This window comes from Kosakonia sp. SOY2 (genome assembly GCF_027109175.1).
In the GTDB taxonomy this organism is placed as follows: domain Bacteria; phylum Pseudomonadota; class Gammaproteobacteria; order Enterobacterales; family Enterobacteriaceae; genus Kosakonia.
The window spans coordinates 1,811,852-1,834,195 of sequence record NZ_JAPVXH010000001.1 but is presented as its reverse complement, the minus strand read 5'-3'; the positions used below and the strand labels follow the sequence as shown (position 1 = coordinate 1,834,195).

General features: G+C 53.2%; 17 protein-coding genes and 1 tRNA gene. 12 read left to right on the top strand and 6 right to left on the bottom strand.

The window, feature by feature from the left end; translation table 11 throughout:
• Window positions 1-384 precede the first annotated feature (384 nt).
• Complete coding sequence (putP, locus tag O3S68_RS08725) at window positions 385-1,893, top strand: sodium/proline symporter PutP (RefSeq protein ID WP_269231301.1); 1,509 nt, start codon at window positions 385-387, stop codon at window positions 1,891-1,893.
• Between the two features lie 99 nt (window positions 1,894-1,992).
• Window positions 1,993-2,424 carry a DUF3574 domain-containing protein gene (locus O3S68_RS08720; protein ID WP_269231300.1) on the top strand — a complete coding sequence of 144 codons (432 nt, stop codon included), beginning with the start codon at window positions 1,993-1,995 and terminating at the stop codon, window positions 2,422-2,424.
• Window positions 2,425-2,459: 35 nt separating this feature from the next.
• Here O3S68_RS08720 and O3S68_RS08715 read toward each other — a convergent pair whose 3' ends face one another.
• A complete protein-coding gene (locus O3S68_RS08715; RefSeq protein WP_020457321.1) occupies window positions 2,460-3,644 on the bottom strand; it encodes a NupC/NupG family nucleoside CNT transporter in 1,185 nt (394 codons plus the stop codon).
• A 281-nt stretch (window positions 3,645-3,925) separates the two neighbouring features.
• Here O3S68_RS08715 and efeU point away from each other — a divergent pair, with 281 nt between their 5' ends.
• The 7 genes from efeU (at window position 3,926) to O3S68_RS08680 (ending at window position 12,049) form a co-directional block, all read left to right on the top strand.
• Window positions 3,926-4,759 (top strand): iron uptake transporter permease EfeU, encoded by an 834-nt coding sequence (gene efeU / locus O3S68_RS08710; protein WP_020457322.1) that lies wholly within the window; start codon window positions 3,926-3,928, stop codon window positions 4,757-4,759.
• A 39-nt stretch (window positions 4,760-4,798) separates the two neighbouring features.
• Window positions 4,799-5,926 carry an iron uptake system protein EfeO gene (efeO, locus tag O3S68_RS08705; protein ID WP_269231299.1) on the top strand — a complete coding sequence of 376 codons (1,128 nt, stop codon included), beginning with the start codon at window positions 4,799-4,801 and terminating at the stop codon, window positions 5,924-5,926.
• A 4-nt stretch (window positions 5,927-5,930) separates the two neighbouring features.
• A complete protein-coding gene (gene efeB, locus O3S68_RS08700; protein WP_269231298.1) occupies window positions 5,931-7,214 on the top strand; it encodes an iron uptake transporter deferrochelatase/peroxidase subunit in 1,284 nt (427 codons plus the stop codon).
• A 538-nt stretch (window positions 7,215-7,752) separates the two neighbouring features.
• The gene (gene phoH / locus O3S68_RS08695; protein ID WP_017456289.1) at window positions 7,753-8,541 is read left to right on the top strand and encodes a phosphate starvation-inducible protein PhoH; all 789 of its coding nucleotides are present in this window, start codon (window positions 7,753-7,755) and stop codon (window positions 8,539-8,541) included.
• Window positions 8,542-9,228: 687 nt separating this feature from the next.
• Window positions 9,229-9,786: a chorismate mutase gene (locus tag O3S68_RS08690; protein WP_269231297.1), complete on the top strand. Its 558-nt coding sequence runs from the start codon at window positions 9,229-9,231 to the stop codon at window positions 9,784-9,786.
• A gap of 276 nt (window positions 9,787-10,062) precedes the next feature.
• Window positions 10,063-10,470, top strand: a complete 408-nt coding sequence (locus O3S68_RS08685; protein ID WP_238328363.1) for a hypothetical protein — start codon at window positions 10,063-10,065, stop codon at window positions 10,468-10,470.
• 253 nt (window positions 10,471-10,723) lie between these two features.
• Window positions 10,724-12,049, top strand: a complete 1,326-nt coding sequence (locus O3S68_RS08680; RefSeq protein WP_269231296.1) for a glycoside hydrolase family 28 protein — start codon at window positions 10,724-10,726, stop codon at window positions 12,047-12,049.
• A 687-nt stretch (window positions 12,050-12,736) separates the two neighbouring features.
• Here the strand turns inward: O3S68_RS08680 and O3S68_RS08670 are convergent.
• Window positions 12,737-13,099, bottom strand: a complete 363-nt coding sequence (locus O3S68_RS08670) for a helix-turn-helix domain-containing protein (RefSeq protein ID WP_044489829.1) — start codon at window positions 13,097-13,099, stop codon at window positions 12,737-12,739.
• Window positions 13,100-13,433: 334 nt separating this feature from the next.
• Here O3S68_RS08670 and O3S68_RS08665 point away from each other — a divergent pair, with 334 nt between their 5' ends.
• A complete protein-coding gene (locus tag O3S68_RS08665; protein ID WP_020457331.1) occupies window positions 13,434-14,609 on the top strand; it encodes an efflux RND transporter periplasmic adaptor subunit in 1,176 nt (391 codons plus the stop codon).
• A 23-nt stretch (window positions 14,610-14,632) separates the two neighbouring features.
• Window positions 14,633-17,785, top strand: a complete 3,153-nt coding sequence (gene oqxB / locus O3S68_RS08660; RefSeq protein WP_269231295.1) for a multidrug efflux RND transporter permease subunit OqxB — start codon at window positions 14,633-14,635, stop codon at window positions 17,783-17,785.
• 66 nt (window positions 17,786-17,851) lie between these two features.
• Here the strand turns inward: oqxB and O3S68_RS08655 are convergent, their stop codons facing one another.
• Complete coding sequence (locus tag O3S68_RS08655; protein WP_020457333.1) at window positions 17,852-18,331, bottom strand: RrF2 family transcriptional regulator; 480 nt, start codon at window positions 18,329-18,331, stop codon at window positions 17,852-17,854.
• Window positions 18,332-19,026: 695 nt separating this feature from the next.
• On the bottom strand, window positions 19,027-19,749 hold the full coding sequence (locus O3S68_RS08650; protein ID WP_097407837.1) for an SDR family oxidoreductase: 723 nt from the start codon (window positions 19,747-19,749) through the stop codon (window positions 19,027-19,029).
• Between the two features lie 98 nt (window positions 19,750-19,847).
• Here O3S68_RS08650 and O3S68_RS08645 point away from each other — a divergent pair, with 98 nt between their 5' ends.
• Complete coding sequence (locus tag O3S68_RS08645; RefSeq protein ID WP_269231294.1) at window positions 19,848-20,747, top strand: LysR family transcriptional regulator; 900 nt, start codon at window positions 19,848-19,850, stop codon at window positions 20,745-20,747.
• Window positions 20,748-21,604: 857 nt separating this feature from the next.
• Here the strand turns inward: O3S68_RS08645 and O3S68_RS08640 are convergent.
• Both O3S68_RS08640 and O3S68_RS24285 read right to left on the bottom strand, forming a co-directional pair.
• Window positions 21,605-21,692, bottom strand: a tRNA-Ser gene (locus O3S68_RS08640).
• 498 nt (window positions 21,693-22,190) lie between these two features.
• Window positions 22,191-22,337 (bottom strand): omptin family outer membrane protease, encoded by a 147-nt coding sequence (locus O3S68_RS24285; RefSeq protein ID WP_442913133.1) that lies wholly within the window; start codon window positions 22,335-22,337, stop codon window positions 22,191-22,193.
• Window positions 22,338-22,344 lie beyond the last annotated feature (7 nt).

Genomic DNA, 22,344 nt, shown 5'->3' with positions numbered 1-22,344 from the left:
CAGGCTGAAATATCCATCATGTTGCAACTTTGTGCAACCTTGTTAAATGTGACCTGGCTGGCAAGGTAGAAAATGAATGAGATGTTAACGGCTGGTTATTGCTAAAGGCGCTGAACAATTCGCTGGCAAAGCAGGTTTTATGCGGCAGATAACACTTTTTAAAGGTGCAACCTTTGAAAGTGTGACAGAGTGCAACCTATAGGAAATTGCTATCAGAGTCGGGATGAATTTGATGTAAATGCTGTGTTAAATCAATTGTGAATAAGTGAGGCATCCGGCAGGATACGGGCGCTTCAAATAATCTAAACGCCCCATCGCCCCGTTCCGGCGCTGGACAAAAGCGGCAAACAGTCTTTGCCGACGAAGAATCCTGGAGACTTTTTAATGGCAATGAGCACACCAATGCTGGTGACTTTTCTTGTTTATATCTTTGGCATGATACTTATCGGTTTCGTCGCCTGGCGTTCGACGAAAAACTTCGATGACTATATTCTGGGGGGCCGCAGCCTTGGGCCGCTGGTCACTGCGCTGTCGGCGGGGGCATCGGATATGAGTGGCTGGCTGCTGATGGGGCTGCCGGGCGCGATTTTTATCTCGGGGATCTCTGAAAGCTGGATCGCCATTGGCCTGACGCTGGGCGCGTGGATTAACTGGAAACTGGTGGCCGGACGTTTGCGTGTCCACACCGAGGTGAACAATAACGCGCTGACCTTGCCGGACTATTTCACCGGCCGTTTTGAAGATAACAGCCGCCTGCTGCGGATTATCTCGGCGGTGGTGATTCTGGTGTTTTTCACCATCTATTGTGCTTCCGGTATTGTTGCCGGCGCGCGTCTGTTTGAAAGCACCTTCGGTATGAGTTACGAAACCGCCCTGTGGGCTGGTGCCGCTGCGACGATCATTTACACCTTTATTGGCGGCTTCCTGGCGATCAGCTGGACCGATACGGTGCAGGCCAGCCTGATGATTTTCGCGCTGATCCTGACGCCGGTGATTGTCATTATTTCCGTTGGCGGTTTTGGTGATTCGCTGGACGTGATCAAGCAAAAAAGCATTGAAAACGTCGATATGCTGAAAGGCCTGAATTTTGTCGCCATCGTCTCGCTGATGGGCTGGGGACTGGGTTATTTCGGCCAGCCGCATATTCTGGCGCGTTTTATGGCGGCGGATTCCCATCACACCATTGTCCATGCGCGTCGCATCAGTATGACGTGGATGATCCTGTGCCTGGCAGGCGCGGTCGCTGTGGGCTTCTTCGGCATCGCTTATTTTAATGAGCATCCGTCTGTGGCGGGAGCCGTTAACCAGAATGCCGAGCGCGTATTTATCGAACTGGCGCAGGTTCTGTTCAACCCGTGGATTGCCGGGGTGCTGTTGTCGGCGATCCTCGCCGCGGTGATGTCGACGCTGAGCTGCCAGTTGCTGGTGTGCTCCAGCGCGATTACCGAAGATTTCTACAAAGCGTTTTTGCATAAAGGCGCAAGCCAGCGCGAGCTGGTATGGGTAGGGCGCGCGATGGTGTTGCTGGTGGCGCTGGTGGCGATTGCGCTGGCGGCGAATCCGGAAAACCGCGTGCTCGGCCTGGTGAGCTACGCCTGGGCGGGCTTCGGGGCGGCGTTTGGTCCGGTGGTGCTGTTCTCGGTCATGTGGTCACGCATGACGCGTAACGGTGCGCTGGCCGGGATGATCATCGGTGCGGTGACGGTGATTGTCTGGAAACACTACGCCTGGCTGGATCTGTATGAAATCATTCCGGGCTTCGTTTTCGGCAGTATCGGCATTGTGGTGTTTAGCCTGCTGGGCAAAGCGCCGTCCGCGCAGATGCAGCAGCGTTTTGCCGAGGCGGATGCGCATTACCGCTCTGCGCCGCCATCGCGTTTACAGGCTGAATAAATTATCTCTTATGAAAAACCCGCTGCGGCGGGTTTTTTTATTGCTAAATAATTGTAATTACGCTGTTATCTCACAACAAATAACAATGAGGATAACAACATGACGTTAAAGACAGGGTTCACTGCACTGGTGATGGCAGGTTTACTGGCGGGTTGCGTTTCGCCGGCGGCAAAACACCCGGGAGCGGCCGCGCAAACCTGCAAAGCTGAAAATCAGATGCAGCAAACCACGCTCTATTACGGCTTGACCCGCCAGGGCGGTAAAGCGATTACCGCGCAGGAGTGGCAGCAGTATGTGGATAACGATGTCACGCCGCGTTTTCGCGATGGGTTGACCACATTTGATGCGCAGGGACAGTGGCTGAGTAGCAACGGGAAGGTGTCGAAGGAGCCAAGCAAGGCGCTGATGCTGATCCACAGTGTGGATGCGCAAAGTGATGCGAAAATCGATGCGCTGCGTGAGATCTACAAATCACGCTTTGCCCAGGAATCGGTGATGCGTGTCGATCAGCCGGTCTGTGTGCAATTCTGATGTTATGGCCCACTTGCGCGAAGTGGGCCAGTAAATTACAACACCGCGCCTGCGAAAGCCGCCGAAAGCAAACTCACCAGCGTTGCGCCGTACACTAAGCGCAAACCAAAGCGGGAAACTGCATTCCCCTGTTGCTCGTTTAACCCTTTAATTGCCCCCGCCACAATACCGATCGAGGCAAAGTTGGCGAACGATACCAGGAACACGGAAAGAATACCCAGCCCGCGCGGCGTCATCTGCGCGGCGATTTTTTGCAGCTCAATCATCGCCACAAATTCATTCGCCACCAGCTTGGTCGCCATAATGCTGCCCGCGTGCAGCGCATCGCTCAGCGGGATGCCAATCAGCCATGCCAGCGGGTAAAACACATAACCGAGGATTTGCTGGAAGCTGATACCGAACAAGGCGGAGAAGAGGGCATTAATGGCGCTAATCAGCGCAATAAAGCCAATCAGCATCGCCAGAATAATCATCGCTACTTTGAAACCCGCGAGGATGTACTCACCGAGCATCTCAAAGAAGCTTTGCGATTCGTGGAGCTTTTCCAGCTTGACCTCGGCTTCCGCTTCCGGGCGCGTCGGGTTAATTACCGACAGCACAATAAAAGTGCTGAACATATTGAGGATCAGCGCGGCAACCACATATTTTGCATCCAGCATAGTCATATACGCGCCGACAATCGACAACGACACCGTCGACATCGCTGTTGCTGCCATGGTGAACATGCGGCGAGAGGAGAGATCGGCGAGGATACCTTTATAAGCAATAAAGTTTTCCGACTGGCCGAGGATCAGCGAGCTGACGGCGTTAAACGACTCCAGTTTGCCCATGCCGTTCAGTTTTGACAGCAATGTGCCTATCAAACGAATAAAGATGGGCAGAATGCGCCAGTGTTGCAAAATGCCGATCAGCGCGGAAATAAAGACGATAGGGCACAGCACGCCGAGGAAGATAAAGGCCAGCCCTTTCTCGCTCATCCCGCCGAAGACAAAGCTGGTGCCTTCGCCCGCGAATTTCAGCAGCGCTTCAAAGAAGCCGGAAACGTATTTAATCAGCGTTAACCCGCTTTGCGCGTGCAGGAAAAACCACGCCAGCGCCAGTTCAATAACAATTAATTGCAGGATGAAGCGAAAACGAATGTGCCGGCGGTCGAAACTCACCAGCCAGGCCAGCGCGAGGATCACTATCAGCGCCAGCAAAAAATGGAAAAAGTTAGTCATGTCTTTAATTTTGCAGGTAAACGAAACGGGGCGTTTATTTAGCCACAGCGCTGGAGTGGGGTAAATATAAAGTTAAAGATTTGTAAGCTATGTTTTTGCTTTATTTCAACCGCTTCCGCATAACGCAAAAACCGCATGGTTAGCCTGCTACGCGGTTACATCCAGTTATCATTCTCAACATTTTTCGCTTGAGTTTCCTTGCGCCGTAATGATAATCACTATCAATGCAATTTACTTTTCTTTGCAACCGTTGACCGCGCATGACACTAGGGGTTTCCTCCATGTTTGTTCCATTTTTGATTATGTTACGTGAAGGCCTCGAAGCGGCGCTGATCGTCAGCCTGATTGCCAGTTATCTGAAACGTACCCAGCGCGGACGCTGGATAAGCGTGATGTGGATTGGTGTTTTTCTTGCCGCCGCACTCTGCCTTGGATTGGGTATCGCGATTAATGAAACCACCGGCGAGTTCCCGCAAAAAGAGCAGGAGCTGTTTGAAGGCATTGTCGCGGCGATCGCCGTGGTGATCCTCACCTGGATGGTGTTCTGGATGCGCAAAGTGTCGCGCAACGTCAAAGTGCAACTGGAGCAGGCGGTCGACAGCGCGCTGGCGCGCAGTCATAACCACGGTTGGGCGCTGATCCTGATGGTCTTTTTCGCCGTGGCGCGCGAAGGGCTGGAATCGGTGTTCTTTCTGCTGGCGGCATTCCAGCAGGATGTTGGCGTCTGGCCACCGCTGGGCGCGGTGCTGGGGCTGGCTACGGCGGTGGTGCTCGGTTTCTTGCTTTACTGGGGCGGCGTGCGTCTGAATCTTGGCGCGTTTTTCAAATGGACCAGCCTGTTTATTCTCTTTGTCGCGGCCGGGCTTGCCGCCGGGGCGATCCGCGCTTTTCACGAAGCGGGATTATGGAACCACTTCCAGGATGTGGCCTTCGATTTCAGTAATGTGCTCACCACGCATTCCCTCACCGGCACGCTGCTGGAAGGGATTTTTGGTTACCAGGAAACGCCAAGCGTCAGCGAAGTGGTGGTCTACTTTATCTATCTGATCCCGGCGCTGGTGATGTTTGTTTTACCGCCTCGCGCGGGTACGCAGCCTTCACGGGCGGCACCGTAATCGCTTTATAGTTACAACATACTAATTAAGGGAAAGGACATGGCAATTCATTTTCGTCGTAGTGCATTACAGGCCGGGATGGCGGCATTCATCTCCAGTGCTTTCGCGGTGCATGCTGCGGATATTCCGCAGGTGAAAGTCACGGTTACGGACAAGCAGTGTGAGCCGATGAACCTGACGGTGAACGCGGGTAAAACGCAGTTTATTATTCTCAACCACAGCCAGAAAGCGCTCGAGTGGGAGATCCTCAAAGGCGTAATGGTGGTTGAAGAGCGTGAAAATATCGCGCCAGGTTTTAGCCAGAAGCTAACCGCCAACCTGCAGCCGGGCGAGTATGAGATGACCTGCGGTTTGTTAACCAACCCGAAAGGTAAGCTGGTGGTGAAAGGCGCGGCAACAGCCGATGCGGCAAAAGGTGACGCGCTGCTGAGCCTGAGCGGAGCCATTACCGCGTATAAAGCGTATGTGGTTGCTGAAACGGCGCAGCTGGTTTCCGGCACCAAAGCGTTCACCGAGGCGGTGAAAACGGGCGATATTGAAAAAGCGAAAGCGCTGTACGCGCCGACGCGCCAGCACTACGAGCGTATTGAACCGATTGCTGAGCTTTTCTCCGATCTCGATGGCAGCATTGATGCCCGTGAAGATGATTACGAGCATAAAGCCGCCGATCCGAAATTCACCGGTTTCCACCGTCTGGAAAAAGCCCTGTTTGGCGACAACAGCACCAAAGAGATGGACAAATATGCCGATCAGCTCTACTCCGATGTGGTTGATTTGCAAACGCGCATTAATGAGCTGGCGTTCCCTCCTTCTAAAGTGGTTGGCGGCGCAGCCGGTCTGATTGAAGAAGTGGCCGCCAGCAAAATCAGTGGTGAAGAAGATCGCTACAGCCACACAGACTTGTGGGACTTCCAGGCTAACGTCGATGGCGCTCAGAAAATCGTTGATTTGCTGCGTCCGCAATTGCAGAAAGATAACGCCGAACTGCTGGCGAAAGTCGATGCCAACTTCAAGAAAGTAGATACCATCCTTGCGAAATACCGCACTAAAGACGGATATGAGACTTACGATAAGCTGACCGACGCCGATCGCAATGCGCTGAAAGGGCCGATCACAACACTGGCGGAAGATCTGGCGCAGCTGCGCGGCGTGCTGGGGCTGGACTAATACCATGAAGCAAGAGGATAACAACGACGTCAGCGAACCTTCCCGGCGCCGTTTATTAAAAAGTATGGGCGCGCTGGGCGGCGCGCTTGCGCTGGCTGGCGGATGCCCGGTGGCGCATGCGGTAACACCGAAGAGCGCACCGGGGACGCTTTCGCCGGATGCGCGGATGGAGAAGCAGCCTTTCCTGGGCGTGCATCAGGCCGGTATTTTGACGCCGCAACAGGCGTCAATGATGCTGGTGGCGTTTGATGTGCTGGCTGCTGATAAAGCCGATCTCGAACGGCTGTTCCGCTTATTGACGCAGCGCATCACGTTTCTGACCTCCGGCGGCCCGGCTCCGGAGACAACGAACCCACGCTTACCGCCAATGGACTCCGGTATTCTCGGCGCTTATATCGCGCCGGATAACCTGACGATGACGGTTTCCGTGGGCGAATCGCTGTTCGATAACCGTTTTGGTTTGCGCGAGCAGATGCCGAAAAAGCTGCAAAAGATGACGCGTTTCCCTAACGATTCGCTCGACGCGGCGCTGTGTCACGGCGATTTGCTGATCCAGATTTGCGCCAACACACAGGACACGGTGATTCACGCACTGCGTGACATCATCAAACACACGCCAGATTTACTCAGCGTGCGCTGGAAAAGGGAAGGGTTTATCTCTGACCATGCGGCGCGCAGCAAAGGCAAAGAGACGCCGGTTAACCTGCTGGGCTTTAAAGATGGCACCGCCAACCCGGACAGCCGCGATAATGCGTTGATGAACGAGGTGGTGTGGGTGACGAAAGAGCAGGGCGAACCGGCGTGGGCGGTGGGCGGCAGTTACCAGGCGGTGCGTATTATTCAGTTCCATGTGGAGTTCTGGGATCGCACACCGCTGAAAGAGCAGCAGACCATTTTCGGGCGCGATAAGCATTCCGGTGCGCCGCTGGGCATGAAGAATGAACATGATGTCCCGGATTATGCCAGCGATCCAGACGGTGATGTTATTGCTCTCGACAGCCATATTCGCCTGGCGAACCCGCGGACGAAAGAGACCCAATCCAGCCTGATGATGCGGCGTGGTTATAGTTACTCGCTCGGCGTGACCAACTCCGGCCAGCTGGATATGGGGCTGTTGTTCGTCTGTTATCAGCACGATCTGGAAAAAGGCTTTCTGACGGTGCAGAAACGTCTGAACGGCGAGGCGCTGGAAGAGTACATTCGTCCGATTGGCGGCGGTTACTTCTTTGTATTGCCCGGCGTACAAGCGGCAAACCGCTATCTGGCGCAATCTCTGCTCGAAGCGTGAAGATCCTATCCTGCCCGCCACCGGGCAGGATAATCTGTCATCTGTTGCATCCTGACATACTTTTTCTGCCATCCAGATATCATTTTTTCGTATGAGAAAGTATCTGTTATCTTTCTGTAATATTCATAACCGAGACTCTGTTCAACGACGCAGAGGTCATGCACGTTATAGTTAGGTAAAAATAATGTTGCAATGATGCTAAGCTTTGATGTAATTAGTGAGAGCGTTATCCCCTGCGGTGATGAAGTTTTTCTGGAGATCGCGGATGGTAAAGTCCAGTAGCGGACAGACAAAAAGACCACGCAAAACCCGGCACGGCGGTGCGACCTCCGGCAGCGACTTCTTCACCCCTGAATTTTCCTCCTTCTTTTTCATTCCTGATGTTGACGATGTGACAGGCGATGCTGTTCGTCGCGTTGGCACGTCATTTTCAAAGGCAAGTCATGGCTTACAAGGAAGCCAACCCTCAGACGTTTGTGCGCATAATCGCGTCGATAGCGACGTGTGTGATGTAAACCAACAACTCAAGGTGCTATCCATGGGAAGACAAAAAGCAGTGATCAAAGCTCGTCGTGAAGCGAAACGCGTGCTGAGACGTGATTCACGCAGCCATAAACAACGTGAAGAAGAGTCGGTCACCTCGCTTGTGCAGATGAGTGGCGTAGAAGCAATTGGCATGGCGCGGGACAGCCGTGATACTTCCCCAATTGCAGCGCGCAATGAAGCTCAGGCGCACTACCTGAATGCTATCGAGAGTAAACAACTGATCTTTGCAACCGGTGAAGCCGGCTGCGGGAAAACGTGGATCAGCGCGGCGAAAGCGGCGGAAGCCCTGATCCATAAGGATGTGGACAGGATTATTGTAACCCGACCGGTTCTGCAGGCCGACGAAGATCTCGGCTTCTTACCCGGTGATATTTCGGAGAAGTTCGCTCCCTATTTCCGGCCCGTTTACGACGTGCTATTGAAACGCCTGGGGGCGTCCTTTATGCAATACTGCCTGCGACCAGAGATCGGTAAGGTGGAAATCGCGCCGTTCGCCTATATGCGCGGACGTACCTTTGAAAATGCGGTGGTCATTCTCGACGAGGCTCAGAATGTCACGGCTGCGCAAATGAAAATGTTTTTAACGCGCCTCGGGGAGAACGTGACCGTTATTGTCAACGGTGATATTACCCAGTGTGACCTGCCATCCGGTGTGAAATCGGGCTTGAGCGACGCGCTGGCACGTTTTGAGGAAGACGAGATGATTGGCGTTGTACGCTTTAATAAAGACGACTGCGTACGCTCCGCGCTCTGCCAGCGCACGCTGAAAGCGTACGACTGACGGCGTTGATAGTTAGCGATAAAACCCGGGAAACCGGGTTTTATTTTTTGCGGGATGCAAACAGGCCGTTCTCTCCCCCGTTCCCGGATGTCCATTCCCTGCACGACAGACAAAAAAGCCCGCTTTTCCAGACAAGCGCTTCGTTGAAGGGCGAGGGCAAGACTATGACTTGTAAATAATTACGTATCAATAACCGTGCATGCAGATGAGAACTCCGCTGAGTGTGTGAGCCTGCTTCCCTGTAAGGGATTACGCATTTGCCATGGGCAACGTGCAGTTCAAACGAACCTGACTGGTGCTTTTCCCCATTATTGAAATCGCAAATCTGTACAAGATTTGCGTTCTGTCGATGAATCCATATTGATATCAGCGCGTTACATTTTCTTACGCAAAGCCACTTTGATGAAATAATAACGCAACTGAATTAATGAAAAGTGAACGGTGCCTGTTAGCGCTTTGCCGCGGTGCTGGCTTGCTGTCTATCCCGCAATCATTTTTTAACTACGGAGAACCATGCAAATGGGTGTTCGAGGAGAAGATTGTATCCGTACGCGCTGGAACGACATGCGCTGCTCGAAAAGTTGACGCTGCTTATAACAAAGTTCTTACATCCAGAAACGAAATAGTAACTACTGGTTATATTTGCACAGGTAAATTAGGGTTGGCACCTTTCCTTGAGGGATGATGATGAAAATTTTCGTATCGACACTCTGTATGTCCGGTAGCTTTTTTGCAGGAGCATCTGCGCCCATTTGTCTCAGTGCCCTTTCATCACTCTTAACCGAACGTATGGCGTTAATGAGAGAAGTTGCAGCTTACAAGGTGAAGAACCATTTGCCGGTGGAAGATGTAGCCCGGGAACAAAAAGTAATATCGCAGGCGCGCAGCACCGCGCGCGAGGCTGGTCTGGAGCCGCAGTCCGTGGAGCCGTTCATCAGTGCGCTGATGAACGCGGGAAAAGCGATACAGTATCGCTATCTGGCAGACTGGTTACCCCGACCAGAATTCTTTGTTACCCTCCTGGATCTTGATGGGATCAGACGGCGTATTAATGAACTGGACAAGCTTCTGCTACTGACCATAAGTCAGCGGCTTCGGGCAGGAACGCTCTCTTATACTGACCGGGCTTTACTGGCGGAGAAAATGGTGTCTCCCAATCTTACTGACGCTGAGAAGGATAATTTACTCGACACCATGCGCTTTATTCAGCGTGCTCAGCAGGCGCGCGATAAAGGGATAGTCTGACAGGCAACGTCACAGTCTTTGAAATAGGCACCGAACCCGTAGCTCTGTACCGGTAAAAAACAATATCAACGATACTCACACTATTAATGCGGTTATGCTGCGAGCATTGATTAAATAATGTTATTGTATTCAGGTTTAATTTTATAAAGATAAACTCTGCTAATGAAAATTAGCGTGTCACCGTTTGTGTTCCCGACTGTGATTTTTAGTTTATGGCAATGCCGTTTACTTTTTCATGCATCTGGATAACAACATTAATTATATCAAGTGACACTAATGGCATTAATGGCTTTTTACGGAGTGAACATGGCATATGACGGGTGTGATTTTATTAACGCAATCGTTAAAAATTTTAAAGAATCCATTGGGCTGATAAATGTGTTGTTACTGGAACCTGATGAACCCGACGCGTTGCGCTTATTGTACTTAAAACTGGATGGTATCAGAGCCGGTATTGAACAGGATGTCCGCATGTTATCCAAAGCCCGTCTGGACAGCAACGCCACGCTTTGTCTTTACCATGCACACCATGCGCTAAACGCCCTGAATTATTGCATTGAGATTGCGAGAAATACGCCGTTAGGCCAACAGTTTTATTCCGATTTCGAAGCACTGAAGCGTGTGGTGAACATCCTTGAGGCAACATCCGGGCGTATTTTTACAAAGCTGGATGGTAATGAGTAAGCATAAAGCGATATCTCTTTTCCATTAGATTAAAAGGAAAGCAATATGAAAAGCCAATGCGGTTTGCAAAATCCCTCACGCTTTGAGAACTATGAATTAATGCTGAATGGTAATCGCAAAAATAAAAAGAAGAAACATCCTAACACTTTTTGGCTGCCGAACTTAAACGTCACTTCAACTGAAAACGAATTCGCCCGGTGTTTTCATCACAGCACTACTACAATACTTCAACAATTCTAATGTCGGGATAATTATGTTTTTTCTGCGCCGTAATGTGAAAGGAATAATTGCCAGTCTGATTTTTTTCCCGGTATCCGGCTTCAGCGCGGCGCTATCGGCCCTGGAGAGTGCTGATGCGCCAGAACCTGTGCTGCCTGCGCCTGTCTGCGCAAAGCTGACGTCTTCATCGGCAGACGATACTCGACGACTTCAGTCGGCGATTGATAACTGCCCCCGGGGTGAGGTTTTACAGCTTCTGGCGGGGCGTTTTTCCAGCGGACCGCTGAACATGAAATCTGGCGTCACACTCTGGATCTCGCAAGGGGCAATGCTGGTAGCAAATAGTGACCCACGTGTATACGACAAAAATGGCCATTGTGGAACTGTCGATCATAAAGGGAATGGCTGCCGACCCTTTATCCTTTTTAGCCGCACTGACGGTGGAGGCATTGTCGGCGAAGGGATTATTGACGGGCAGGGCGGTAAGCCGATAAAAGGCCAGGATGAATCATGGTGGCAACTGGCTCGCCGCGCGCAGACGGAGGGCGGGGCACAGAATGTACCTCGCCTGATTGAAATAGATGATGCCTCCCATATTATTTTTCACGGCATCACACTGCGAAATTCGCCAGGATTCCATGTCACGCTGAAAAACGTCCGCGATGCGACGTTCTGGGGCGTGCGTATTGATACCCCAGCGGATGCCCGTAACACCGATGGCATTGATCCCATTTCGTCGCAGAATATCCTCATTGCCCACAGCTTCATCAGAACCGGTGACGATAACGTGGCGATTAAAGCGGGCGCGGGTGGCGCCACGCGGCATGTGATTCTGGTGGATAACCATTTTTACTGGGGACACGGGATGTCGATTGGTAGCGAGACCGTCGGCGGTGTCAGTGACATTCGGGTGCGTGATTTGACACTTGATGGCACAACTTCCGGGCTTCGTATCAAAAGTGATATCAGCCGGGGTGGCATTGTCAGCGATGTGCGCTACGAAAATGTTTGTATGCGCGGGAATCGTCGGCCGCTCGACTTTGATACGCGCTATGATGCGCACGCAAGCGGTAACAACATTCCTGTCTATCGCGATATCTCCCTGAATCATATTTCCGGTGAAAGCGGCCAGTTGATATTACGCGGTTATGACGCGGCTCATCCTCTGCAATTTGCCCTGAACGGCGTCTCTTTCAGCAACCCTGCCCGCTGGATAATTGAATCGGCGCAGATCCGCATTGGCCCCGATGGCGTCTCACCGGTGCCGCCGGGAAAAGCATGGTTACCACGATCGGCTGCCTCGAGGGATTGCGCCAAAAACTGGATCCCCTTCCCGGTGACGAATGTGCCAGAAGACTAAAAAGGTATGCGATGGAACTCTGCCGGTGCTGATGACGCTGATTGTTTATTACGCAATATCGTTTGACGCAGTCAGCGATGACGGGAACAGCCCTCCGGCAAAGGAGGGTTGTTTTAAACCGTTTGCTATCAGCCATCTTCGATGAACAGATACGCCGCGTTTAGCGGATCCTGTACGGCCACGACGCTTGTCAGTTCAATATCCGCTGTTGAACGGGACTCGCCTGTCAGGTTGATACAGGCAGGCATCAGCTCACCCGCCAGCGCTTAACAGGCAGAAGGGTGGCAGATTAGCGACATCATCCCTGATCAACTGGCAAGTTTGACCGGGGGATAAATATCAACGAAACGAAACTTATGTATCGGTGGGTGCGTAAATTATTCGAATAATTACGGCATGTAGTTTGGTCAGGGAGATTACATTCTCAGAAGAAGAGGGCGGAGGTGAGATTTTTACGGAACAACAAGCATGGCCGCTTTGGTATGTGATCGAAAAAGGATGATGCGGTTTGTAAATAGCTCACGTCATGCTTCTTCATACCAGAATGATGCTGTGCCGGGGCTTTTCAGGACGGCTATTTTAAGGAAACATCAAACCACACGCGGCAACCTGCCCCCACATATCGATGGCCTGCTGTTATCAGGCCGACGATTTCATCCTGAATGCCTTTGCGAAAACCACAACGCGCTATGTGGATTGCTGGCGTGATTGCTGTGCCTGCGGGCAGCCGACACTGCGACGCCATGCGCCGGGGGCCTGCCCATACTGACGCTTGAAGCTGCGGTTAAAGGATTGCTGGGAGTCAAAGCCTAGCGCGATCGCCACGTTCACAATCGGCTCGTCGCTGTGGGTTAAACGCTCGACCGATTTTTGCAGCTTTTGCGCGCGGATATACTCGGCGAGACGATAACCCGTATGCTCTTTGAAGAGCCGCTGGAGATGCCATTTCGAATAGCCTGCCCGCCTGGAGACGGTCTCAATGTCCAGACGGCTTTCCAGGTTGTTGTCGATCCAGTCGAGTAAATCGTGAATAAATGCGCCAGTGTTCATCTTGTTGCCCTCACGCTGCTTATTAAAAAGCATCTTTGTCTGTTGCATTTAAAGGTGGCCCGTTTTTAGATTAATTGCAAGTTTTATTGTTGCATTTAAATCCTTGCCGGAAACGCGACTTTTACCCCTGTTTCAAACAGCACATAAAGTGTATCAATTATTCTTGCACTAAATTTAGCGCCTCCCTACAATCCCCGCGATAGTGTATTGGCAACTGTTACAGTTTTGTGGCGATGAACGGCACAAATGGCCTGAAGCCAGCCCGGACAAAGGAAGTGGCGTAGCGTCTCCCGCTGCGTCTTGCCCGGCGGCTACAATTAGCGGAATAAAAATAATGAGCCTGCAGAAACCTTGGGTTAAGTATCATCTGAATGCACTGGGAGCGATGTTTCTCTCCGTACTGCTCGTCGGATGTGATAACGGTGTCGCGCAAAATGCCGTGCCACAAGCTCCCGCCGTCAGCGCCGCTGACGTGGTAGTGAAATCTATTAGCCAGTGGGATAGTTTCAACGGACGGATTGAAGCGGTGGAGAGTGTTCAGCTCCGCCCCCGCGTCTCCGGCTACATTGATAAAGTGAATTACACCGACGGCCAGGAAGTGAAAAAGGGTCAGGTGCTGTTCACCATTGATGACAGAACCTATCGCGCCGCGCTGGAACAGGCGCAGGCGACGCTGGCGAGAGCCAAAACGCAGGCCAGCCTGGCGCAAAGTGAGGCTAACCGTACCGATAAATTAATTAATACCCATCTGGTTTCCCGTGAGGAGTGGGAGCAGCGCCGTTCGGCCGCCATTCAGGCGCAGGCCGACATTCGCGCCGCGCAGGCGGCAGTTGATGCCGCGCAACTGAACCTGGATTTCACCAAAGTGACCGCGCCTATCGATGGTCGCGCCAGCCGGGCGTTGATCACCAGCGGTAATCTGGTCACTGCGGGTGACAGCGCCAGCGTCCTCACCACGCTGGTCTCACAGAAGAGCGTTTACGTCTACTTTGACGTGGATGAGTCGACCTACCTCCACTATCAAAACCTCGCCCGTAGCGGGCAGGGGGCGTCCAGTAATCACCTGGCGTTACCGGTGGAAATTGGCCTTGTCGGGGAGGATGGCTACCCGCATCAGGGCAAAGTGGATTTTCTGGATAATCAGTTAACGCCGAGTACCGGCACGATCCGTATGCGCGCGCTGTTGGATAACGCGCAACGTCAGTTCACACCGGGGCTTTTTGCCCGCGTACGTCTGCCGGGCAGCGCTGAATTCAAAGCCACGCTTATCGACGACAAAGCGGTGCTGACCGATCAGGATCGCAAATATGTTTATATCGTTGATAAAGACGGGAAAGCGCAGCGTCGCGATATCACGCCGGGGCGTCTGGCCGCCGGTTTACGCATCGTGCAGAAGGGGCTGAACCCTGGCGATAAGGTCATCGTCGATGGTTTACAAAAAGTGTTTATGCCGGGGATGCCGGTTAACGCGAAAACCGTTGCCATGAACGCCAGCGCCGCCCTCAACTGATCCCTTACCTGAGAATCCGACACATGGACTTTTCCCGCTTTTTTATCGACAGGCCGATTTTCGCCGCGGTGCTGTCGATCCTGATTTTTGTCACAGGATTGATCGCCATCCCGCTGTTGCCGGTTAGCGAATACCCTGACGTTGTTCCGCCAAGCGTGCAGGTGCGCGCGGAGTATCCGGGCGCCAACCCGAAAGTGATTGCCGAGACGGTGGCGACGCCGCTGGAAGAAGCGATCAATGGCGTTGAAAACATGATGTACATGAAATCTGTTGCAGGCTCCGACGGCGTACTGGTGACCACCGTCACTTTCCGTCCGGGTACGGATCCCGATCAGGCGCAGGTTCAGGTGCAAAACCGCGTATCACAGGCGGAGGCGCGTCTGCCGGAAGATGTGCGGCGTTTGGGCATCACCACCCAGAAACAATCACCGACGCTCACACTGGTGGTGCATCTGTTTTCGCCCAACGGTAAATACGATTCACTGTATATGCGTAACTACGCCACGCTAAAAGTGAAGGATGAACTGGCGCGTCTGCCCGGCGTCGGCCAGATTCAGATTTTCGGTTCGGGCGAATACGCGATGCGTATCTGGCTGGATCCCAATAAAGTGGCGGCTCGCGGGTTAACGGCTTCTGACGTGGTGACGGCGATGCAGGAGCAAAACGTACAGGTTTCCGCCGGGCAACTTGGCGCGGAGCCGCTGCCGAAAGAGAGCGATTTCCTGATCTCCATTAACGCCCAGGGGCGTCTGCATACGGAAGACGAGTTTGGCAATATTGTTCTGAAAACGGCGCAAGACGGTTCGGTAGTACGCCTGCGCGACGTGGCGCGTATTGAAATGGGTTCCGGCAGCTATGCGCTGCGTTCTCAGCTTAATAATAAAGACGCGGTCGGGATTGGTATCTTCCAGTCTCCGGGGGCGAACGCTATCGATTTGTCTAACGCGGTGCGCGCCAAAATGAACGAGCTGGCCACGCGTTTCCCGGAAGATATGAAATGGGCGGCACCTTACGATCCGACGGTGTTTGTTCGCGATTCTATTCGCGCGGTCGTGCAAACGTTGCTGGAAGCGGTGGTGCTGGTTGTGCTGGTGGTGATCCTGTTCCTGCAAACCTGGCGCGCGTCGATTATTCCGCTGATCGCGGTGCCGGTCTCGGTCGTGGGGACGTTCAGCATTCTCTACCTGCTCGGCTTTTCGCTTAACACCCTGAGCTTGTTCGGGCTGGTACTGGCTATCGGTATCGTTGTGGATGACGCCATCGTGGTGGTGGAAAACGTCGAGCGAAATATCGAAGAGGGGCTTGCGCCCCTGCAGGCGGCGCATCAGGCGATGCGAGAAGTGTCCGGGCCGATTATCGCGATTGCGCTGGTACTGTGCGCGGTGTTCGTGCCGATGGCGTTTCTCTCCGGCGTAACCGGTCAGTTCTATAAACAGTTTGCGGTGACGATCGCGATTTCGACGGTGATCTCCGCCATCAACTCGCTGACGCTCTCTCCGGCTCTGGCTGCCTTGCTGTTGAAGCCGCATGGCGCACCGAAAGACTTCCCGACGAGGCTCATTGACCGTCTGTTCGGTTGGCTTTTCCGTCCGTTTAACCGCTTTTTCCATCGTAGCTCGAACGGTTATCAGGGGCTGGTTGGTAAAACGCTTGGTCGACGTGGTGCGGTGTTTGTCGTTTATGTGCTGCTGCTCTGTGCCGCTGGCGTCATGTTTAAAGCCGTACCAGGCGGGTTTATTCCGACACAGGATAAGCTCTATTTGATTGGCGGCGTGAAGATGCCGGAAGGCTCTTCGCTGGCCCGTACCGATGCGGTGATCCGCAAAATGAGCGAAATCGGTATGAATACCGAAGGTGTGGATTATGCGGTCGCTTTTCCTGGGCTTAACGCGTTGCAGTTCACCAACACGCCGAATACCGGGACGGTCTTTTTTGGCCTGAAGCCGTTCGACCAGCGTAAACATACCGCGGCGGAAATTAACGCTGAGATCAACGCTAAAATCGCGCAGATCCAGCAGGGCTTTGGTTTCTCCATTTTGCCGCCGCCGATTTTAGGGCTGGGTCAGGGCTCTGGTTATTCGCTCTACATCCAGGATCGCGCCGGTCTTGGCTATGGCGCGCTGCAAAGTGCGGTGAACACCATGTCCGGTGCGATTATGCAGACGCCGGGAATGCATTTCCCCATCTCAACCTACCAGGCAAACGTTCCGCAACTGGATGTGCAGGTCGATCGTGATAAGGCGAAAGCGCAGGGCGTGTCGTTAACCGATCTGTTCGGTACGCTGCAAACCTATCTGGGCTCGTCCTATGTTAACGATTTCAACCAGTTTGGCCGTACCTGGCGCGTGATGGCGCAAGCCGACGGGCCGTTCCGCGATAGTGTGGAAGATATTGCGAATTTGCGCACCCGTAATAATCAGGGCGAAATGGTGCCGATCGGCAGTATGGTGAATATCAGTACCACCTACGGGCCGGATCCGGTGATTCGCTACAATGGTTATCCGGCGGCGGATCTTATTGGTGATGCCGACCCTCGCGTTCTCTCTTCCTCGCAGGCGATGACGCAACTGGACGGGATGTCTAAGCAGATCCTGCCGAACGGGATGAATATTGAATGGACGGATCTGAGCTACCAGCAGGCCACGCAGGGCAATACGGCGCTGATTGTCTTCCCGGTCGCGGTTCTGCTGGCTTTCCTTGTGCTGGCCGCACTGTATGAAAGCTGGACGCTGCCGCTGGCGGTGATCCTTATCGTCCCGATGACCATGTTGTCCGCGCTGTTTGGCGTCTGGCTGACCGGTGGCGATAACAACGTCTTCGTGCAGGTTGGTCTGGTCGTACTGATGGGGCTGGCGTGTAAAAACGCGATTCTTATCGTGGAGTTTGCCCGCGAGCTGGAAATCCAGGGGAAAGGGATCATGGAAGCGGCGCTGGAGGCTTGCCGCGTGCGTTTACGCCCGATTGTTATGACCTCCATCGCCTTTATTGCCGGCACGATCCCGCTGATCCTCGGTCACGGCGCGGGTGCAGAAGTGCGCGGCGTCACCGGGATCACGGTGTTCTCCGGTATGCTGGGCGTGACGCTGTTTGGTCTGTTCTTAACACCGGTGTTTTACGTTACGCTGCGTAAATTTGTGACGCGCGGTAAACCGGTAAATGACGTTTTGCCTGCGTAAATAGTTGCAGATACAAAAAAACCGCCTTCATTGTGAAGGCGGTTTTTTTTCGCAATAAGTAAATAATTAAGAGGTTTTTTTATACTGGGCAATAAGTTCCGGCACGGGATCCCATCCGCTGGTATCGGCTTTTTTCACCTCTTCCAGCGCGCTTGCCACGGTGTGGCGCGCTAATACCTGTAATGACGCCTGCTCCGCCTCTTCGGCGATAGACTTGAAGTACCAGCAGGCGTTAGCGCTGACCACGCAACGTGCCGGTACGTCAGGACGCGACGCCCACAATTTTTTATCTTCGATGACGGAAAGGTAGATATCGCGCAGGGTGATCTCTTCCGCCGGGCGACCAAGGTGAATAGACCCGTTGCGGCCAAGCGTTGAGACGATAATGCCGTCACGCGTGAGCGGCACCATTAATTTGCGGATAAAGCTCGGATTCGCTTCCAGGCCGTAGGCCAGAATCGCACTCGTCGAACGTTCACCCACTTGCTCCGCCATCGCTACGCTGAGAACCATCTGCAAAGCTGTCGGGAAGCGGTAATCTAACATTTTATAATCCTGGGTTGCGGTGAATCTTGTTCTTTTTGGCACCGCAGAGGTGAATAAGCAATGAGCAACAATATAACAAATGCGGTAATTTTTTTGAAGCAATCAACGCTTAACGAACCCTGTAAAAAAGAGTTTCCGGTACGCCGGATGGATGCAACGTATGTATCCGCGCACGGGTTATTGAACTCAGATTCATCGTTCAGATCCGTGGCGCACTGGCGGCTATTTAATTATGGTCTGGCTCATCATGGCGCCTCACAACCATACAACGGATCAATGCCGACCCATTATCCAGACACTTCACAGGCGTTACTGTGCTCATCCTCCCGGTAAACGATTATACCTTAATGTTTATAACGTCTTTTCTGCCACAAAGGGGGCCGTTCTGGGGGAAACGATGTTCAGTTATGTGCGGGAAGTGGGCCGTCTGTTCGTCAAAAGAAAGCCATTGCGATACCGGTAGCCTGGCGGGTAGGGGCTGCCAGTACAGGTATGCAGGTCACCTGTAGAGCATATTTTCCAGAAGATGTTGCGGCATGTTCTGCTGACTCCGGGCAATAAACCAGCTTTACTATCAGGGCCAGCAACCCGGCAGGGGAGATAAGTGGTTCTCCTGCCGTCAGGCTGCATGACCCTGGCCCCGACGATGCGCAGAAATGATAACGGACATTAACGCCTGTCATCAGTCAGGAATATCAGTTGGCTGACGCGGTCGGTCTGATGGTTATTTCTGTTGTATCCACGCTCTCAGGGGCTTCAATGACCTGCCGCACGGCACGGGCAATATCCGCTGGTTTAAGTGCCACAGAACGGTACACATCCATCGCCGCTCTGGTTTCAGGATGCGTAATGGTTGAGGCAAGTTCACTTTCCACCACGCCGGGATTGACACAGGTCACGCGAATATTTGGGCTTTCCTGGCGTAAACCATCCGAAATCGCGCGTACTGCGAATTTTGAGGCGCAATAGACGGCGGCGGTTGGCACGACAGACAGGGCACCAATAGAGCCAATATTGATTATCTGACCGGAGCCCTGCGCTTGCATCACGGGAAGCACAGCGCCAATGCCCCAGAGCACGCCTTTGATATTCACGTCAATAATTCGCTCCCATTCATCCTGTTTGCCGGCGGCAAGCGGAGAGAGCGGCATGACGCCCGCATTGTTGATCAGAACATCGACGCGGCCCCATTGATCCAGCGCCGCCTGCACGAAGCTGGCCATCGACTGGCGGCTGGTGACATCAAGCTCACGCGCTTCGGCGATACCGCCCGCGCTGCGTATTTCTGCGGCAATGGCTTCGATACGCTCCAGTCTGCGGGCCCCTAATAACACCTTCGCGCCTGCGTTGCCCAGCTCTCTGGCCATCCCTTCGCCAATCCCGCTGGATGCGCCAGTAATAACTATCACTTTATCCATAGCATGCTCCTTCAGTTGAGTTCGACACGATCATAGAACTTAACGATTGGTTCCTGTATCCTGCTGTTACTGGACTCACTGGTTAGCAGCGTTAAACAATGAAAATTGATCTCAACCTTGTACCGGTTTTTATCGCGGTGGCAGAAGAGCGTAATTTCAGCGCGGCGGCTGCTCGCCTGGGCGTCACCCGATCGGCAATCAGTCAGGGAATAAGACGACTTGAAGATGCGTTCGGCACAATGCTGGTAATGCGTACGACGCGCTCAGTAACGCTGACGGAGGCGGGAGAACGGCTGCGTCAGTCCCTGTCATTGCCGTTATCCAGTATTGAAACGGCGTTCGAAGAGGTCGCGTCGGAGAATATGCCGCGCGGATGCCTTCGCATTGCCGTGACCTCGATAGCCGAAGTATTTCTTTCCGGCCCGCTGATCGCCTCGTTTGCGGCGGCCAACCCTGCCGTGACGGTCGATATTGTCGTGACGGATGAGGAGTTTGATATTGTGGCTGCGGGTTATGATGCTGGCGTAAGGCTTGGAGAGGTGATTGAAAAGGATATGATCGCCGTCCCGCTTACCGAAAAACAACGTGAAATGGCGGTTGCCTCGCCCGCGTATCTCGCGACGAACAGCGCACCCGCACATCCGCGTGAATTGATCCATCACCGGTGTATCGGCTGGCGTCCTGCCAAAGATGTCGCCCCTTACCGCTGGGCATTTGAGGAGGCGGGAGAACCTTTCAGCCTGGCGATTGAACCGCAGATCACCACTAATGATCTGCGCCTGATGCTGCGGCTCGCGCTTGCTGGTGGCGGAATTACGTTTGCCACAGAGGATACGTTCAGACCGTTTGTTGAAAGCGGGCAGCTTGTCTCATTGCTGGACGATTATCTTCCTTATTTCCCTGGCTTCTATCTCTACTTTCCGCAACGCCGAAATATGGCACCTAAACTACGCGCGCTGGTAGACCACGTCAGGCAGTGGCGGCAGCAGCATATTTAACGTCAGCGTTGTCACGGCTCGCACGCTGATATTGACCCCTTTTGTCATGGGTTATGTCTGCTTATGACACGCAGAATATGGCTGTGGGGGAGATTGATTCGCTGCGCTCACTATTACTCGGCCCTTTGGAGCCAACGCAAGCGTTGTTCAAAAACGCTCCCGGCGTTTTTGTGCGGGCAGCCCATTCACTGCGTTCATGGTCTGTCCAGCTGGCTGCGCCAGTTGTCGACCCCCGGACGGGGCTTCTCACCCCCCTGGTGGAGTGCGATATGCGAAAAAAAAGCCCGCATTTGCATGCGAGCTCTTCTTTGAATGATGGCGGTGAGGGGGGGATTGATTCGCTGCGCTCACCCTACGGGCAGCCCATTCACTGCGTTCATGGTCTGTCCAACTGGCTGCGCCAGTTGTCGACCCCCGGTCGGGGCTTCTCACCCCCCTGGGGAGTGCGATATGCGAAAAAAAGCCCGCATTTGCCTGCGAGCTCTTCTTTGAATGATGGCGGTGAGGGGGGGATTGATTCGCTGCGCTCACCCTGCGGGCAGCCCATTCACTGCGTTCATGGTCTGTCCAACTGGCTGCGCCAGTTGTCGACCCCCGGTCGGGGCTTCTCACCCCCCTGGGGAGTGCGATATGCGAAAAAAAAGCCCGCATTTGCCTGCGAGCTCTTCTTTGAATGATGGCGGTGAGGGGGGATTGATTCGCTGCGCTCACCCTGCGGGCAGCCCATTCACTGCGTTCATGGTCTGTCCAACTGGCTGCGCCAGTTGTCGACCCCCGGTCGGGGCTTCTCACCCCCCTGGGGAGTGCGATATGCGAAAAAAAAGCCCCGCATTGCCTGCGAGCTCTTCTTTGAATCATGGCGGTGAGGGGGGGATTCGAACCCCCGATACGTTGCCGTATACACACTTTCCAGGCGTGCTCCTTCAGCCACTCGGACACCTCACCACATTGTATCGCTGCCAGCCAGTACTGGGGGCAACGGGGCGCTACTATAGGGAGTTGTACTGAAACGGTCAAGCAAGATTTTAAGCTTTCATGACTGTTCGCTTAAGGTGTGAGCAATGCGAAGATTTACCGCAAAATACGCAAGCTTACCGGCCCATAAAGCAAAGCGAGCAGGCACTGATGTCGCCAGGCATTCCTCGTGAGTAAGCCCTGTGAATGCGTACTCAATTCTCACGATCATAAGACGCACTGTTTTTTTTGATGGACAGGATCGATTTCATCACGCATCCGGCGAAATAGGGATGTTCGAGGCCGGGGAAGTCGGCATCCATGCGGGACTGGATGCAGAGTATGACAAGGGCATGATGTCGCGTTTATATCTGATCTAAGAGGCGCATCAGTGGGGGGCTGCTGCTTAATTGAAATCCTTTTGCAGGATATTTTTCAGAGAATATGGCTATAAAAAAAGCCCCGTCAGGGGCTTCGTGTCTGTAAAGACTATATACGCAGCGCTGATTTAGAAACGATATTGCAGACCAGCGTTAATGGTATAGTTTTTGTTGGAAACCAATCACTGAATTTGAGCAGGGCGTTAATTTCAACGTCATTAATACGATACTGAACTGCGATGCCAGGGTACGGCAGGCCCGAT